The following is a 14380-nucleotide window of genomic DNA, read 5'->3' as shown; positions in this document are numbered from 1 at the left end:
GGTCACTCCCTGTGGCCCATATGCCGGGCGGGCGGGCTCTGGACGAGGCGTAAGGCGTCTGCTGTTCTGGTGTCCAACTCGGCGTGCGGCCACCGGCCGCCGTCGGCCATTAGGGCCGCAGTTTCTGGTGGTGCGGCTCATGTGGTGGTAACACGGGGGAAGTCGAATGATCTCAAGCATGGGCACCATTCGCAGATCAACACCTAGAGGCCGGACGGAAGTTCCGGCGGCCGAAGTGCGTCGGGGGGCCGAAGTCGCGCCGGGGACGTCGTCGCGCGCGTCCGGTCCTTCCGTGCCGAGACACCTGACTCCCTGTCCGGCGGAATTCCCACCTGCCGGCTGAACTCGCTGATCCCGTCGTGCGCGTCGTGCGCTCTCGGAACGTCCTGCGCGGTCGACACGTCATGAACGGGACGTCTGTCATTCGTCACGGAACACGAACGTGTGTACAGAAAGAGCCTCGGGGGAGTTTGTAATGCAGCTTGACCAGACGCAATTCGAACAAGGGCTGGTCGTCGAAGTCGAGATCGGTTCCTTGGTCGTGGAAGGGTCGCCGCGCAGTGCCGGGGAGGACCAGGACCATATCCAGGCCCTGGTGGAAGTAAGGGCTCCGCTTCCTCCCGTACTGGTGCACCGGCAGACGATGCGGGTGATCGACGGGATACACCGGCTGCGGGCGGCACAGCTCCGCGGCGACGACAAGATCGCCGTGGCGTACTTCGACGGCAGCGAGTCCGACGCCTTCGTACTCGCCGTGGAATCGAACATCACGCACGGTCTGCCGCTGTCCATGGCCGACCGGAAGAGAGCGGCGAGCCGGATCATCACCTCGCACCCGCAGTGGTCGGACCGGATGATCGCCTCGGCCACCGGCCTCTCGCCCGGCACGGTCTCCGAGATCCGCCGCCGGGCGGCCGGGGACACGCTCGCGGAGGGCAGCCGGATCGGCCAGGACGGACGGGTCCGGCCCGTCAACAGCGCCGCGGGACGCGAACTCGCCGGGCGGCTCATCAGGGAGAACCCGGGTCTCTCCCTGCGGCAGATCGCCCGCGCGGCCCGGATCTCGCCGGAGACGGCCCGGGACGTACGGAACCGCATCCACCGGGGCGAGGACCCGCTGCCCAAGCCGCGCGTCCGGGCCCGTCCGAAGCCGAAGCCACTGGCCGAGGAGCCGAGCCGGAACCGGGCCGGCGCCGCCGGACAGACCACCGGCACCGCGCGGATCGCGGCCCGGGTCGCGGCCGTGGACCGGCTGAAGTCCGACCCCGCCCTCCGGTTCAGCGAAACCGGCCGCACCCTGCTGCGGCTGCTGAACCTGCACACCCTGAGCGGCGCCGAATGGCAGGCGATCATCGACAGCGTCCCGCCGCACTGCACCTCCGTGGTCGCCGACCTCGCCCACGCGTGCGCGGGAGTCTGGGGCGAGGTCGCCGCGCGGATGGAACACCAGACGGTCCGGCACGGCTAGGTGTGCTGTCCCGGGACGTTGGTGACACGCGTGCTGGGTGCTTGAACGGGTGAGGGCCTTCTGGGTTCGGTGTGGATTGCGACATCTGCACCCGACCGCAGGAGGCCCTCGTGTCCCACCGTAACGCCCCGCTGACTCCGACCGGGCGGCTTCGCCTGGCCCGGTGCGTCGTGGACGAAGGCTGGCCGTTGCGGCGGGCCGCGGAACGCTTCCAGGTCAGCCACACCACCGCCGCCCGGTGGGCGGGCCGCTACCGGCAACTGGGCCCGGCCGGGATGCGGGACCGCTCCAGCCGCCCCCACCACAGCCCGCGCCAGACGCCCGCCCCGGTCGAACAGCAGGTGGTGCGGCTGCGACGCGAACACCGGATCGGTCCGGTGCGGCCGGCCGCCCGTTGCGGCATCGCCGCCTCCACCGCGCACCGCATCCTCCTGCGGCACGGCCTGCCCGCACTGGCCGCCTGTGACCGGGCCACCGGCGAGCCCGTGCGCCGCTACGAGCGTGCCAGGCCCGGAGAACTGGTCCACATCGACGTCAAGAAACTCGGCCGCATCCCCGACGGCGGCGGCCACAAAGTCCTCGGCCGGGCAGCCGGCCGGGCCAATCAGGACCGCCGCAACGGCACCGGATACGCCTACCTGCACACCGCCCTGGACGACCACACCCGCCTCGCCTATACCGAAAACCTCCCCGACGAGAAGGCCGCCACCTGCGCCGGCTTCCTCACCCGGGCCGCCGCCTGGTTCGCCGCACGCGGCATCACGATCGAACGGGTCCTCACCGACAACGCCTGGGCCTACACCAAGAACACCTGGCGCGACACCTGCCGCGACCTGGGCATCAGCCCCCGCTGGACCCGGCCCTGGCGGCCGCAGACCAACGGCAAGGTCGAACGCTTTCACCGCACCCTGCTCGAGGAGTGGGCCTACCAGCGGCCCTACACCTCAGACCGCGAACGCCAGGCAGCGTTTCCCGACTGGCTGGACTGGTACAACTACCACCGACCCCACACCGGCATCGGCGGCCACCCACCAGCCAGCCGCGTCACCAACCTGTCCGAACAGCACAGCTAGGGCCTGTCGTCTGGATCAGGTCGCGGGGCATCGGCTGTGCCTTCCCCGCGTCTGCGGCGTGATCCGAACGACAGGCCCTAGGACGGGCCGAAGGGCGGCCGGGGACGAGCCGAAAGGCCGTCCAGACGTCCGTGACCGACGGTTGGACGGCGGCCGGCCCCTTTCGCGGAAGCATGCGAAAGGGGCCGGCCGCCCGGCCGAATGCGCCTGCATTCTCGCATTCATTACCGTCCATTTCCGACCCGCTCCCTTCTCGCGCAATTACCGTGTCCAAGCGTGCGCATCGCGCAGTTGGACGACGTTGTCGAATCATCGGGGGGCGTGTGATGCTGAGCCCGCGAATTCCGCACCGGAGATCGCGTCGACGGCTTTCGGAGGGAATCCATGGCAGCGCAGCACACCGGAAAAGGTGCCCGCTCCGGCGATTCCCCTGACCCGACCGGACGGGCGGCCGACACCGCCGACCGCGCCCTGTTCGACCGCACCGGACTCGTCCAGGGGCGGTACGGGTCCGCGGGGCCGCCCGACACCGGGGTGAAGGTGTTCGGCCGGGCGTGGAGCGCACCGGTCGTCGTCGTCCCCCAGCCCGACCGGACCCGGCCCGGACAGGAACGCGCCGCGATCCGGGCGAGCGCCGCCGCGGGACTCCCCGCCGTCGTGAGCACGCCACCCTGGTCCGCGACTCCGGCCGGTGACGGTGCCGGTGACGGGCCGCCGTGGTCCGTGGCTCCCGCCGGTGACGGCGTCGTACCGCCGTGGCTGGACGTCACCGCCGTACGGGACCGGCGAGCCGCCCGTGAACTGGCCGTACGCGCGCAGGACGCCGGCTTCGGCGCCCTCACCCTGGGGCTCGCGCCGGGCCCCGGCCCCCGGCCCGCCGCCTACTGGTCCGTCCTCGCCACGCTGCGCCCGGTGACCTCGCTGCCGCTGCTGGCCGCCGGGACGGACACCGCGCGGGACGCGCTGCGCGCGGTCGAGGCGGGCGCCGACGGTGTGGTCGCCTCCGGCCTCGACCGACTGCCCCTGATCGCGGACGCCGTGGGCGGGGCGGTGCCCGTCCTGCTCGACGGCGGCGTCCGCACCGGCGCCGACCTCGTCGTGGCCCTGGCCCTGGGCGCCGACGCGGTGGTCCTCCGGCCGGACACCCCGGGCACCGAGGGCGCGGCACCCGATCTGCCGGGCCTGGTGAGGGACTTCGCCCGTGCCATGGAGTTCACCGGGGCCGGCGCGGTGACCGACCTCGGGCGGGAGGTGATCCGCGTCCAGACCGCCCCGGCGGACCCCGCGCCGGCACCCGTGCCGCCCGTCCCGGAAGCCGCGCCGGGCCCCGCGCCCGCACTGCGCCGGACGGAACTGCACAGCGCGCTCTCCGACCCCGTCCTGGACACGATGAACTTCCTCAACGAGGTCACCTTCCGCTACCCCGACGCCATCTCCTTCGCCCCGGGACGGCCCTACGACGGCTTCTTCGACACCGAGCAGGTCTTCACCCACGCCCGCCGCTACCTCGACCACCTCGCCGAACGGGGGCACACCCCCCGGCAGATCCGGACGGCGCTCTACCAGTACGGCCCCACCGCCGGCCTGATCCGCGACATCATCGCCGACTCGCTCAGGACCGACGAGGGCATCGACGTACCCGCGGAGGCGCTGGTCGTCACCCTCGGCGCCCAGGAGGCCATGCTGCTGGCCCTGCGGGCGCTCATCGGCGGCCCCGAGGACGTCCTGCTCGTTTCCAGCCCCTGCTACGTCGGGATCGTCGGAGCGGCCCGGCTGCTGGACATCGAGGTGCACCCGGTGGAGGAGCGGGAGGACGGACTGGCCTGCGCCGACGTGGACGCCGCCGCCCGCGGCCTGCGGGCCCGCGGCAAACGCCCCCGCGTCCTCTACGTCCTGCCGGACCACGCCAACCCCTCCGGCAACACCCTGGACCTCACCACCCGCGAGGAACTGCTGCGGACGGCCGCGCACCACGGCATGCTGATCCTGGAGGACAGCCCCTACCGCATGGTGAGCCCGGGGCCACGGCTCCCGACGCTCAAGGCCCTCGACCGCGACCGCAGGGTCGTCCACCTCGGCTCCTTCTCCAAGACCGTCTTCCCCGGCGCCCGGGTCGGCTACGTCGTCGCCGACCAGCCGGTGAGCGACGACGCGGGCGGCACCACCCTGCTCGCCGCCGAACTAGCCAAGATCAAGAGCATGGTGACGGTGAACACCCCCTCGCTCAGCCAGGCCGCGGTGGCGGGCGCGCTGCTGGCCGCGCGGGGCCGTGTCTCGGAGATGAACACCGACGCCGCCGCCTACTACGGCGAGGCGATGCGGTCGGTGCTGCGGCACCTGGACCTCGACCTGCCCGCCGACCGCCGGGCCCGGCTCGGCGTGCGGTGGAACGAACCGGCCGGCGGATTCTTCCTCAGCGTCCGGGTGCCGTTCCGGGCGGACGAGGCGGCACTGACCCGCTCGGCCCAGCAATTCGGCGTCATCTGGACGCCGATGGAGCACTTCCACCCCGGGGGCGGCGGCCGGAACGGAATCCGGCTGTCCATCAGTTATCTGACGCCCGCGGAGATCCAGGAGGGAACAGCACGGCTCATCCGCTTCATCGAGACGGAATGCGCCGCGAACGAAAGGTCAGGCACATGAATCACGTCGTACGGACACTGCGCAGCACACCGCGCAGGTGGGGGTGGACTTACCGATGACCACGACCGTGGAACGGCCCGTCACCGCGGAACCGGAATTCCTGCCGGGAGGATTCGTCCGCCCGCGGATCGTGGGAGTGGGGACGGCGGTGACACCGACCTCCTACTCCCAGCAAGAAGTGCTCGACGCCTTCGGGATCGGCGATCCCCGGGTCCGTTCGGTCTTCCTCAACAGCGCCATCGAACGGCGCCATCTCGTCCTGCCCGCGCCGGACGACACCGGCGAGCGGCGGCCCGAAGCCCAGGGCGACCTGATCGACAAGCACAAGTCGCTGGCCGTCGAGATGGGCGCCGAGGCCCTGCGCGCCTGCCTGAAACGGGCCGGCGCCGACCTCTCCGACCTGCGCCACCTGTGCTGCGTCACCTCGACCGGCTTCCTCACCCCGGGCCTGAGCGCCCTGCTCATCCGGGAACTCGGCATCGACCGGCACTGCAGCCGCTCCGACATCGTCGGCATGGGCTGCAACGCCGGCCTGAACGCCCTCAACGTCGTCACCGGCTGGTCCGCGGCGCACCCCGGCGAACTCGCCGTCGTCCTCTGCGCGGAGGCCTGCTCCGCCGCGTACGCGATGGACTCCTCGATGCGCACCGCCGTCGTGAACAGCCTGTTCGGCGACGGAGCGGCGGCCGTGGCGCTGCTCGCCGGCGAACACCCCGGCACGGTCTCCTCCGAGGGACCGCGGCTGCTCGACTTCGCCAGCTGCATCATCCCCGAGGCCGTCGACGCCATGCGCTACGACTGGGACCGCGACCTCGGCAGGTTCAGCTTCTTCCTCGACCCGCAGATCCCCTACGTGGTCGGCGCGCACGCCGAGATCGTCGTGGACCGGCTGCTCGGGGGCAAGGGCCTGCGCCGCAGCGACATCGCGCACTGGCTGGTGCACTCGGGCGGCAAGAAGGTCATCGACGCCGTCGGCGTCAACCTCGGACTGACCCGGCACGACGTACGGCACACCACCGGCGTGCTGCGCGACTACGGAAACGTGTCCAGCGGATCGTTCCTCTTCTCGTACGAGCGCCTGCTCGACGAGGACATCACCCGACCAGGGGAGTACGGCGTGCTGATGACCATGGGGCCAGGCTCCACCCTCGAGACGGCGCTGGTCCAGTGGTGAGGCCGGCGAGCGCGATGAGCGAGGCGCTGACGCTCACGGTCGACGGGAGCGAGCCGCTGACGGCGGCGACCGTCAAGGCCGTCCAGGACGTGTGCGACCGCGCCGAGGACCAGGACGCCCACGGCCCCCTCGCCGTCCACGCCACGGGAACCCCGTCCGGCGACTGGACCGGCGGGCTCGACGTGATGCTGGTCAGCAAGTGGGAGCGGGTGCTGCGCCGGCTGGAACGGCTGCCCGTGGCCACCGTCGCGGTGGCCGACGGCGAGTGCGGCGGCCCGGCGCTCGACGTGTTCCTGGCCGCCGACGTCCGCGCGGTGACCCCCGGCGCGCGGCTGCTCGTCGCCCGCGACGCCGCCGGCACCACCTGGCCCGGCATGGCCGGCTACCGGCTGGTCCAGCTCGCCGGCCCGGCGGGCGTCCGCCGCGCGGTGCTGTTCGGGCTCCCGGTCGAAGGGCCCGAGGCGCTGCGCCTCGGCCTCGCCGACGACCTGGTCGACGACCCCGCCGCGGCCGTCGCCGCCGTGGCCGGCCTCACCAGCGGCCTGTCCGGCAAGGAGCTGGCGATCCGGCGGCAACTGCTCTTCGACGCCGCGAGCACCTCCTTCGAGGACGCCCTCGGCCCGCACCTGGCCGCCTGCGACCGGGCCCTGCGCGGCACCGCCCGGGAGGCGGCCTCGTGACGGCCGCCGCCCCGCCGCTCTGGCCGGAGGCGCGGGAGGCGGACACCCACGTCGACAAGCTCGTCGCGACGCTGCCCGGACCCGCCCGGCGCACCGAGGAGCAACGCGCCGAGATCGCCGCCGCGAAGAACGCCGCCCGCGCCCTGCGGACGTCCTACCTGGACCGGTACGCGGACCCCGTGTACCGGCGGCTCACCGAGGACACCGGCGGGCTGCGCCTCGGAGAACTCCTCGACGCGGCGGCGGCCCGCTTCCCCGGCCTGGTGCCGGGCGCCGAGCACATGGCCGCCGACCGCGGCCGGCGCCAGGCCGACAAGGAGGGCTGGGAGATCGACCAGGGGATCTTCCTGCGCGCGGTGCTCCGGTCGCCGTACGCCGGTCCGCACCTGCTCGACACCATGCTGCGGCCCACCGACCGGGCCCTGGACCTGCTCCCGGAGTTCCTGCGCACCGGCGTCCTGCGCACCCGCTCGGTGCTCCTCGAACGACGGGACGGCACCGCGCACCTGACCCTGTGCCGGGACGACTGCCTGAACGCCGAGGACGAACAGCAGGTCGACGACATGGAGACCGCCGTCGACCTGGCCCTGCTCGACCCCGGGGTCCAGGTGGCCGTCCTCCGCGGCGGCACCATGTCCCACCCCCGCTACCAGGGGAAACGGGTGTTCAGCGCCGGCATCAACCTCAAGGCGCTGCACGCCGGCGACATCTCCCTCACCGGGTTCCTGCTGCGCCGCGAGACCGGCTACCTCCGCAAGATGATCGCCGGGCTCTTCGTCGACCACGACGGTTCCTGGCACTCACGTACCGTCGAGAAGCCGTGGATCGCCGCGGTCGACACCTTCGCCATCGGCGGCGGCATGCAGGTGCTGCTCGCCTGCGACCTCGTCCTGGCCGCCTCGGACGCCTACCTCACGCTGCCGGCGGCCCGCGAGGGCATCGTGCCCGGCGCCGGCAACTTCCGGCTCGGCCGGTACACCGGACCGCGGATCTCCCGCCAGGTGATCCTCGGCGGCCGCCGCCTGTGGGCCGCCGAACCGGACGCCCGGCACCTGGTCGACGAGGTCGTCGAACCCGAGGACCTGGACGCGGCCGTCGAGCGCGGCGCGGCCCGGCTCAAGAGCCCCGCCGTCGTCGCCAACCGGCACATGCTGAACGCCGCGGAGGAACCGCCGGAGGAGTTCCGCCGGTACATCGCGGAGTTCGCCCTCCAGCAGGCGCTGCGCCTGTACGGCGAGGACGTCATCACCAAGGTCGGCCGGTTCGCGGGACGCACGGCATGAGCCCGGCCGGCCCGGGGACGCGGCCCTGCCCGCCCGAGGCGTGGCTCGGGCTGGTCCCCGGCGCCGGCCGGGTCTGCGCGGGGCCACCGCCCGGCGGCCCGGCGCCCCGGGCCCCGCGGGTCGACCAGCCCGCCCTCGCCTCGGTCGGCACGCTGCTCGCGGAGGCGTTCACCGCCGTCGCTCCGTGGGGGGAGTGCCGGCGCCGCGAGGGCCGGGAGGCGCGTGAGGGCGCCGGGGCGGACGGGGGCGGCCCTCCTGCCGCCGGGCCCGCGGCGGCCGGGGCTGCCGGAGCTGCCGTGACGGGCGTCGACAGGGCTGCCGGAGCTGCCGGGACCGCGGTGGCCAGGGCTGCCGGAGCCGCCGTGGCGGGCGTCGACAGGGCTGCCGTGGCCCGGGCTGACGGGACTCCCGGGATCTCCGACATCTTCCGTATCCGACAGCGACAGTGAGGGGGCCGCCCGATGCCGGTGGCGCACGTCAACGGAATCAACCTCGGCTACGACGACCACGGCTCCGGCGAGCCCGTCGTCATGATCACGGGTACCGCGGCCCCCGGCCGGATCTGGCGCGCCCACCAGGTACCCGCCCTCAAGGCCGCCGGCTACCGGGTCGTCACCGTCGACAACCGCGGCATCCCGCCGACCGACCTGTGCGAAGAGGGCTTCACCCTCGATGACATGGCGGCCGACGTCGCCGCGCTCATCACCCACCTGGACGCCGGGCCCTGCCGCGTCGTCGGCTTCTCCCTCGGCGGGATCATCGTGCAGGAACTGCTCCTGGCCCGGCCCGACCTGGTCAGCCAGGCGGTGCTCATCGCCTCCTGCGGCCGGGCGGACGCCCTGATCACCGCCATGTCCGCCGCCGACCTCGCCCTCGCGGACAGCGGCATCACCCTCCCCGCGCGCTACGCCGCCTACGTCCAGGCCCTGCAGAACCTCTCCCCGGACACCCTCAACGACGAGGAACAGCTCCAGGACTGGCTGTCGGTCCTCGAACTGTCGCCCCCCTCGCCCGCCGCGGTCCGCGGCCAGCTCGGCCTCCAGCTGATCGGCGACCGCCTGCCCGCCTACCGGCGGATCACCGTCCCCTGCCAGGTCATCGGCTTCCGGGACGATCTCATCGCCCGCCCCGCACTCGTACGGGAACTCGCCCGGCACATTCCGGGAGCCGCCTACGCGGAAATACCGGGCTGCGGTCATTACGGCTGTCTCGAAAAACCCGACACCGTCAACGAGATCATCACCGCATTCTTCACACGGAACTGAGCACTGCGGCGATACCCTGTTCCGCTGGATACAACTCCCGTGACATCAGGGCCAGTTCGCAGGGCGAGCGTCGCGGTCGGCGGAGTTCTTCACGAGGGGCGGACGATGAGAGTACTGGTGGTCGAGGACCATGCCGTGCTGGCGGACTCGGTGGCGCGGGTGCTGCGCCGCGAGGGTATGGCCGTCGACGTCGTCCACGACGGGGAACGGGCGCTGGAGAGCACCTCGGTCGTCGACTACGACGTGGTCGTGCTCGACCGGGACCTGCCCGGCATCCACGGCGACGAGGTGTGCGGCACCCTCGCCGAACAGCCGGTCCAGCCGCGCGTGCTGATGCTCACCGCGTCCGGCACCATGGACGAGCGGGTCGAGGGGCTCAACCTTGGCGCCGACGACTACCTCCCCAAGCCCTTCGCCTACCCGGAGCTGATCGCCCGGATCAGGGCCATCGGCCGGCGTCCGCAGCGGGCCCTGCCCCCCGTCCTCGTCCACGGCGATCTGCGGCTCGACCCGGCGAAGCGGCTCGCCACCCGGGCCGGCCGGCGACTGCCCCTCAACCCCAAGGAACTCGCGGTCCTGGAATACCTGCTGGCCGCCCAGGGCAGGCCCGTCCCGACCGAGGAACTCCTCGAACGCGTGTGGGACGAGGCCACCGACCCCTTCACCAACACCGTCAAGACCACCATCAACCGCCTGCGATCCAAACTCGGTTCCCCGCCCGTGATCGAGACGGTACCCCGCGGCGGGTACCGGATTTGAGGTGCCCGTGCGGCTGTTCCCGTTTCCCGCAGACGTCCTCGGCCGCGCCAGGGCAGCCGCACTGCTGAAGCCGCGCAAGGTGCGCATGCGGCTCACACTGCTGTACGGCGCGCTGTTCATCGTCTCCGGCACGGTCCTGCTCGCCGTCACCTACCTGCTGGTGGCGGGCACCACCACCAGCCTCATCCTGATCGACGGCACCCGGGACGCGCCCGGCGGCTCCCGGCCCCCGCAGGTCCACCACTACATGGGCGACGACGCCGGCGCCGCCGGCAGCCCGGGGAACATCGACCGGCAGGCCGAGGCGCTGCACCAGCAGGCCGAGCACACCCACCAGGCGATGATCGACAACCTGATGTTCAACGCGGTGATCGCCCTGGCGATCACCTCCGTCGTCTCCATCTGGCTCGGCTGGGTGGTCGCCGGACGCGTCCTGCGCCCCCTGCGCTCCATGACCACCACCATCCAGCGCATCACCGCCCGCAACGTGCACGAACGGCTGGCCGTCGAAGGCCCCCGCGACGAGCTGAAGGACCTCGCCGACACCGTCGACGGCCTCCTCGGCCGGCTGGAGACCGCCCTCGACTCCCACAAACGGTTCGTCGCCAACGCCGCCCACGAACTGCGCACCCCGCTGACGCTGGAACACGCCCTGCTGGAGGAGTCCCTCATCGACCGGGACCCCACCGTCGACACCTTCCGCACCAACTTCGAACGCCTGCTGGCCATCAGCAAACAGCAAGGACGCCTGCTGGAGGCACTGCTCTTCCTGTCCACCAGCGAACGCGGCCTGGACCGGCCCGAGCCGGTGGACCTCGCGGCCCTCGCCGACGAGGCGGTACAAGCCGTCCGCCCGGCGGCCGACCGGCGCGGGCTGCGGCTCGACGCCCGTGTCGCCCCCGCCTGCCTCGAAGGCGACCCGGTGCTCGTCGGGCGGCTGGTGGCCAACCTCCTCGACAACGCCCTCTCCTACAACGTCCCCGACGGCCGGGTCGACCTCACCGTCGGCACCCGTGACGGACGCGCCTTCCTCACCGCCGCCAACACCGGACAGCAGGTCCCCGAGGACCAGGTCGACCGGCTCTTCCACCCCTTCCAGCGGCTCGACCGCAGCGCGGACGACGGCCACCACGGCCTCGGCCTGTCCATCGTCCGCTCCATCGTCGACGCCCACGGGGCCGCTCTCACCGCCCGCGCCGGCACCGACGGCGGACTCGTCGTCGACATCGTCTTCCCCGAGCGCCATCAGCTCTCCGGCAAGCACCCCAAAATGGCCGGCACCCTGCCGCGTTGAGTCACCGCCGCACGTGTCCAAGTGCCGATAATGAATAGTTGGACACCGGACCGTAATTCCGTCGCTTGTCGCCCCGGAAGGGGCTCACTATCGTGGGCAACGCACTTGGTGAACCCCACCGACGGGAGTGGTCACAGTGAATCCTTTCGACGATGAAAACGCGTCCTTTCTCGTTCTCGTGAACGACGAGAATCAGCATTCTCTCTGGCCCGCGTTCGCCGAGGTGCCGGACGGCTGGAAGGCCGTGTTCGGCGAGGACACCCGGGCGGCCTGCATCGCGTACATCGAGAAGAACTGGACGGACATGCGCCCGAAGAGCCTGGCCGACCGGATGGACGCCGTCCAAGCCGTCAACTGACCGAAGGCCGCCGGCGAGACAACGGGACAGAGGTGGTAGCTGTGGCCATGATGGGTGGCCCAGGACCGGTGATCGTACGGGGGGACGGACCTGACCCCTCCCTTTCCAAGCAGGACGTAAGGCCCGGCACGGCAAAACGCATCATCCCGTACGCCAAGCGGCATCGCCGCAGCATCGGAATTCTCCTGGCCGCCACAGTGCTGAACGCGGGCAGCGCGGTGGCCATTCCACTGATGTTCAAATACCTCATCGACAACGGCATCATGAAAGGCGACACCTCGGTCGTCGTATGGATAGCCGTGGGCGTCGCCGCCCTGTCGGTGGTGGCCGGACTCCTCGGATTCGCGGAGGCGTGGCTCTCCGCCCGCGTCAGCGAGGGCCTCATCTACGACCTGCGCACCGAGGTGTTCGACCACGTACAGCGCCAGCCGCTGGCGTTCTTCACCCGCGCCCAGACCGGGGCCCTCGTCAGCCGGCTCAACACCGACGTGATGGGAGCGCAGGCGGCACTCACCTCACTGCTCTCCACCGTCGTCTCCGCCGCGCTCACGCTGACGTTCGTCCTCGTCACGATGGTCTACCTGTCGTGGCTCATCACGCTCGTAGCCCTGCTGCTCGCGCCGTTCTTCATCCTGCCCGGCAGGATCATCGGACGGCGCATGCAGCGTCTCATGCGCCGGCACATGCAGATCAACGCCGAGATGGGCTCGATGATGCACGAGCGGTTCAACGTCACCGGCGCGCTCCTCGCGAAGCTCTACGGCCGGCCCGACCGCGAGTCCGGCGAGTTCTCCGGACTGGCGGGCCGCAGCCGCGACGTCGGTGTCCGCACCTCCGTCCACATGAAGCTGCTGTTCCTGTCCACCATGCTGGTCAGCTCACTGGCGACCGCCGCGGTGTACGGAGTCGGCGGCCACCTGGTCGTCCAGGCCACCATCCAGCTGGGCACCCTGGTGGCCCTGGCCACCCTCCTGACCCGCCTGATGCAGCCGCTCGGCCAGCTCGCCAACGCCCAGGCGGACGTGATGAACACGCTGGTCAGCTTCGACCGGCTCTTCGAGGTCCTCGACCTGGAACCGCTCATCGCCCAGAAGCCGGACGCGGTACCGGTCGGCGGGGCCACGGACATCGAGTTCGACAACGTGTCGTTCCGCTACCCGAACGCCGCCGACGTCTCCCTGGCCTCCCTGGAATCCATCGCCCTTCCGATGCCCGAACGCGCGGGCGACGCCTGGGTCCTGCGCAACCTGAGCTTCACCGCGCCGGCCGGGAAACTCACCGCGCTGGTCGGCCGCTCCGGGGCGGGCAAGACGACCATCACCCATCTGGTGCCGCGGCTGTACGACCCCAACGAGGGAACCGTCCGCATCGGCGGCCAGGACCTGCGGGACGTCACCCTGGACTCCCTGCTCGACACCGTCGGCATGGTCACCCAGGACGCCCACCTCTTCCACACGACGATCCGCCAGAACCTCATGTACGCCCGCCCCGACGCCGTCGAGCAGGACCTGATCGACGCCTGCCGGGCCGCGCAGATCTACGACCTCGTCGCCTCGCTGCCCGACGGCTTCGACACGGTGGTCGGCGACCGCGGCTACCGGCTCTCCGGCGGCGAGAAGCAGCGCATCGCGATGGCCCGGCTGCTGCTCAAGGCCCCGCCGGTCGTCGTCCTCGACGAGGCCACCGCCCACCTCGACTCCGAGTCGGAGGCGGCCGTCCAACTGGCCCTGAGCACCGCGCTGAAGGGCCGGACGTCCCTGGTCATCGCCCACCGGCTGTCCACGATCCGGGACGCCGACCAGATCCTCGTCATCGACGAGGGACAGGTGAAGGAGAAGGGCACGCACGAGGAACTCCTCGCCTCGGGCGGTCTCTACGCCGAGCTGTACCGTACGCAGTTCGCGGGACAGTCGAAGAACGGCGCCGGCCCGGAACGCGACGAGTCCGCCGCCCGGCCCGCCGAACCGGCCGGAATCACCGGTCCGGGCGGCCACCACGGCCCTGGTGGCCCTGGCGGTCCCGGTGGCCCTGGCGGTCCCGGTGGTCCGGTGTACGTCGGTGGACCGATGCCCGGCATGGGGCACGGACCGCACCCCGTGCCCGGCATGGGGCCCGGCCCGGTGCCGATGCCCGGCGGCCCGGGACCGGTACCGAGGCAGGGACCCGGCGGGCCGGGCGGCGGCCCCCGCTTCCACGTAGCCCCGAGCGATGGCCCCACCGGCGGTCCGAACGGCGGTCCGAACGGCGGCCCGAGCGGAGGCCCGAACGGCGGCCCGAGCGGAGGCCCGAGCGGAGGCCCGAACGGCGGCCCGAACGGCGGTCCGCCACCCAAGGGGCGCCGCAGGCCCTCCTAGGGACCCTCCCACAGGGACCCGCGTCCCAC

The 14380-nt window shown here is 72.0% G+C and carries 11 protein-coding genes; all 11 read left to right on the top strand.

Going from position 1 to position 14380, the window contains the following annotated elements; genetic code table 11:
• Positions 1-475: 475 nt before the first annotated feature.
• Positions 476-1468, top strand: coding sequence for a ParB/RepB/Spo0J family partition protein (locus Sdagh_RS25825; RefSeq protein WP_189423922.1), 993 nt, complete (start codon positions 476-478; stop codon positions 1466-1468).
• Between the two features lie 110 nt (positions 1469-1578).
• The gene (locus tag Sdagh_RS25820) at positions 1579-2541 is read left to right on the top strand and encodes an IS481 family transposase (RefSeq protein WP_226535796.1); all 963 of its coding nucleotides are present in this window, start codon (positions 1579-1581) and stop codon (positions 2539-2541) included.
• 384 nt (positions 2542-2925) lie between these two features.
• Positions 2926-5184 (top strand): aminotransferase class I/II-fold pyridoxal phosphate-dependent enzyme, encoded by a 2259-nt coding sequence (locus Sdagh_RS25815; protein ID WP_190078731.1) that lies wholly within the window; start codon positions 2926-2928, stop codon positions 5182-5184.
• Positions 5185-5239: 55 nt separating this feature from the next.
• Positions 5240-6358, top strand: coding sequence for a 3,5-dihydroxyphenylacetyl-CoA synthase DpgA (gene dpgA / locus Sdagh_RS25810; RefSeq protein ID WP_189423920.1), 1119 nt, complete (start codon positions 5240-5242; stop codon positions 6356-6358).
• Positions 6359-6372: 14 nt separating this feature from the next.
• Entirely contained in the window at positions 6373-7038 is a 666-nt protein-coding gene (gene dpgB / locus Sdagh_RS25805; protein ID WP_189423918.1) for an enoyl-CoA-hydratase DpgB, read from the top strand.
• Complete coding sequence (gene dpgC, locus Sdagh_RS25800; RefSeq protein WP_189423916.1) at positions 7035-8321, top strand: (3,5-dihydroxyphenyl)acetyl-CoA 1,2-dioxygenase DpgC; 1287 nt, start codon at positions 7035-7037, stop codon at positions 8319-8321. The genes dpgB and dpgC overlap by 4 nt, the downstream gene beginning before the upstream one ends.
• Positions 8322-8782: 461 nt before the next feature.
• Complete coding sequence (locus Sdagh_RS25795) at positions 8783-9586, top strand: alpha/beta fold hydrolase (RefSeq protein WP_190078730.1); 804 nt, start codon at positions 8783-8785, stop codon at positions 9584-9586.
• Positions 9587-9691: 105 nt separating this feature from the next.
• Complete coding sequence (locus Sdagh_RS25790; protein WP_189423912.1) at positions 9692-10345, top strand: response regulator transcription factor; 654 nt, start codon at positions 9692-9694, stop codon at positions 10343-10345.
• A gap of 85 nt (positions 10346-10430) precedes the next feature.
• Positions 10431-11639, top strand: coding sequence for a sensor histidine kinase (locus Sdagh_RS25785; protein WP_189423910.1), 1209 nt, complete (start codon positions 10431-10433; stop codon positions 11637-11639).
• A 127-nt stretch (positions 11640-11766) separates the two neighbouring features.
• Positions 11767-11997: an MbtH family protein gene (locus tag Sdagh_RS25780; RefSeq protein WP_189423908.1), complete on the top strand. Its 231-nt coding sequence runs from the start codon at positions 11767-11769 to the stop codon at positions 11995-11997.
• 47 nt (positions 11998-12044) lie between these two features.
• Positions 12045-14351 carry an ABC transporter ATP-binding protein gene (locus tag Sdagh_RS25775; RefSeq protein WP_190078729.1) on the top strand — a complete coding sequence of 769 codons (2307 nt, stop codon included), beginning with the start codon at positions 12045-12047 and terminating at the stop codon, positions 14349-14351.
• Positions 14352-14380: the final 29 nt, after the last annotated feature.

Origin of the sequence: Streptomyces daghestanicus, from assembly GCF_020521275.1 — a bacterium.
In the GTDB taxonomy this organism is placed as follows: Bacteria; Actinomycetota; Actinomycetes; order Streptomycetales; family Streptomycetaceae; genus Streptomyces; species Streptomyces griseoviridis.
This window is presented reverse-complemented; position numbering and strand designations above follow the sequence as displayed.

Bases quoted from the DNA above. Each gene is read 5' to 3' on its own strand.
- Sdagh_RS25815 (WP_190078731.1), top strand. From the start codon at position 2,926: ATGGCAGCGCAGCACACCGGAAAAGGTGCCCGCTCCGGCGATTCCCCT.
- Sdagh_RS25790 (WP_189423912.1), top strand. From the start codon at position 9,692: ATGAGAGTACTGGTGGTCGAGGACCATGCCGTGCTGGCGGACTCGGTG.
- dpgA (WP_189423920.1), top strand. From the start codon at position 5,240: ATGACCACGACCGTGGAACGGCCCGTCACCGCGGAACCGGAATTCCTG.
- Sdagh_RS25795 (WP_190078730.1), top strand. From the start codon at position 8,783: ATGCCGGTGGCGCACGTCAACGGAATCAACCTCGGCTACGACGACCAC.
- Sdagh_RS25785 (WP_189423910.1), top strand. From the start codon at position 10,431: ATGCGGCTCACACTGCTGTACGGCGCGCTGTTCATCGTCTCCGGCACG.
- Sdagh_RS25775 (WP_190078729.1), top strand. From the start codon at position 12,045: ATGATGGGTGGCCCAGGACCGGTGATCGTACGGGGGGACGGACCTGAC.
- Sdagh_RS25825 (WP_189423922.1), top strand. From the start codon at position 476: ATGCAGCTTGACCAGACGCAATTCGAACAAGGGCTGGTCGTCGAAGTC.
- dpgB (WP_189423918.1), top strand. From the start codon at position 6,373: ATGAGCGAGGCGCTGACGCTCACGGTCGACGGGAGCGAGCCGCTGACG.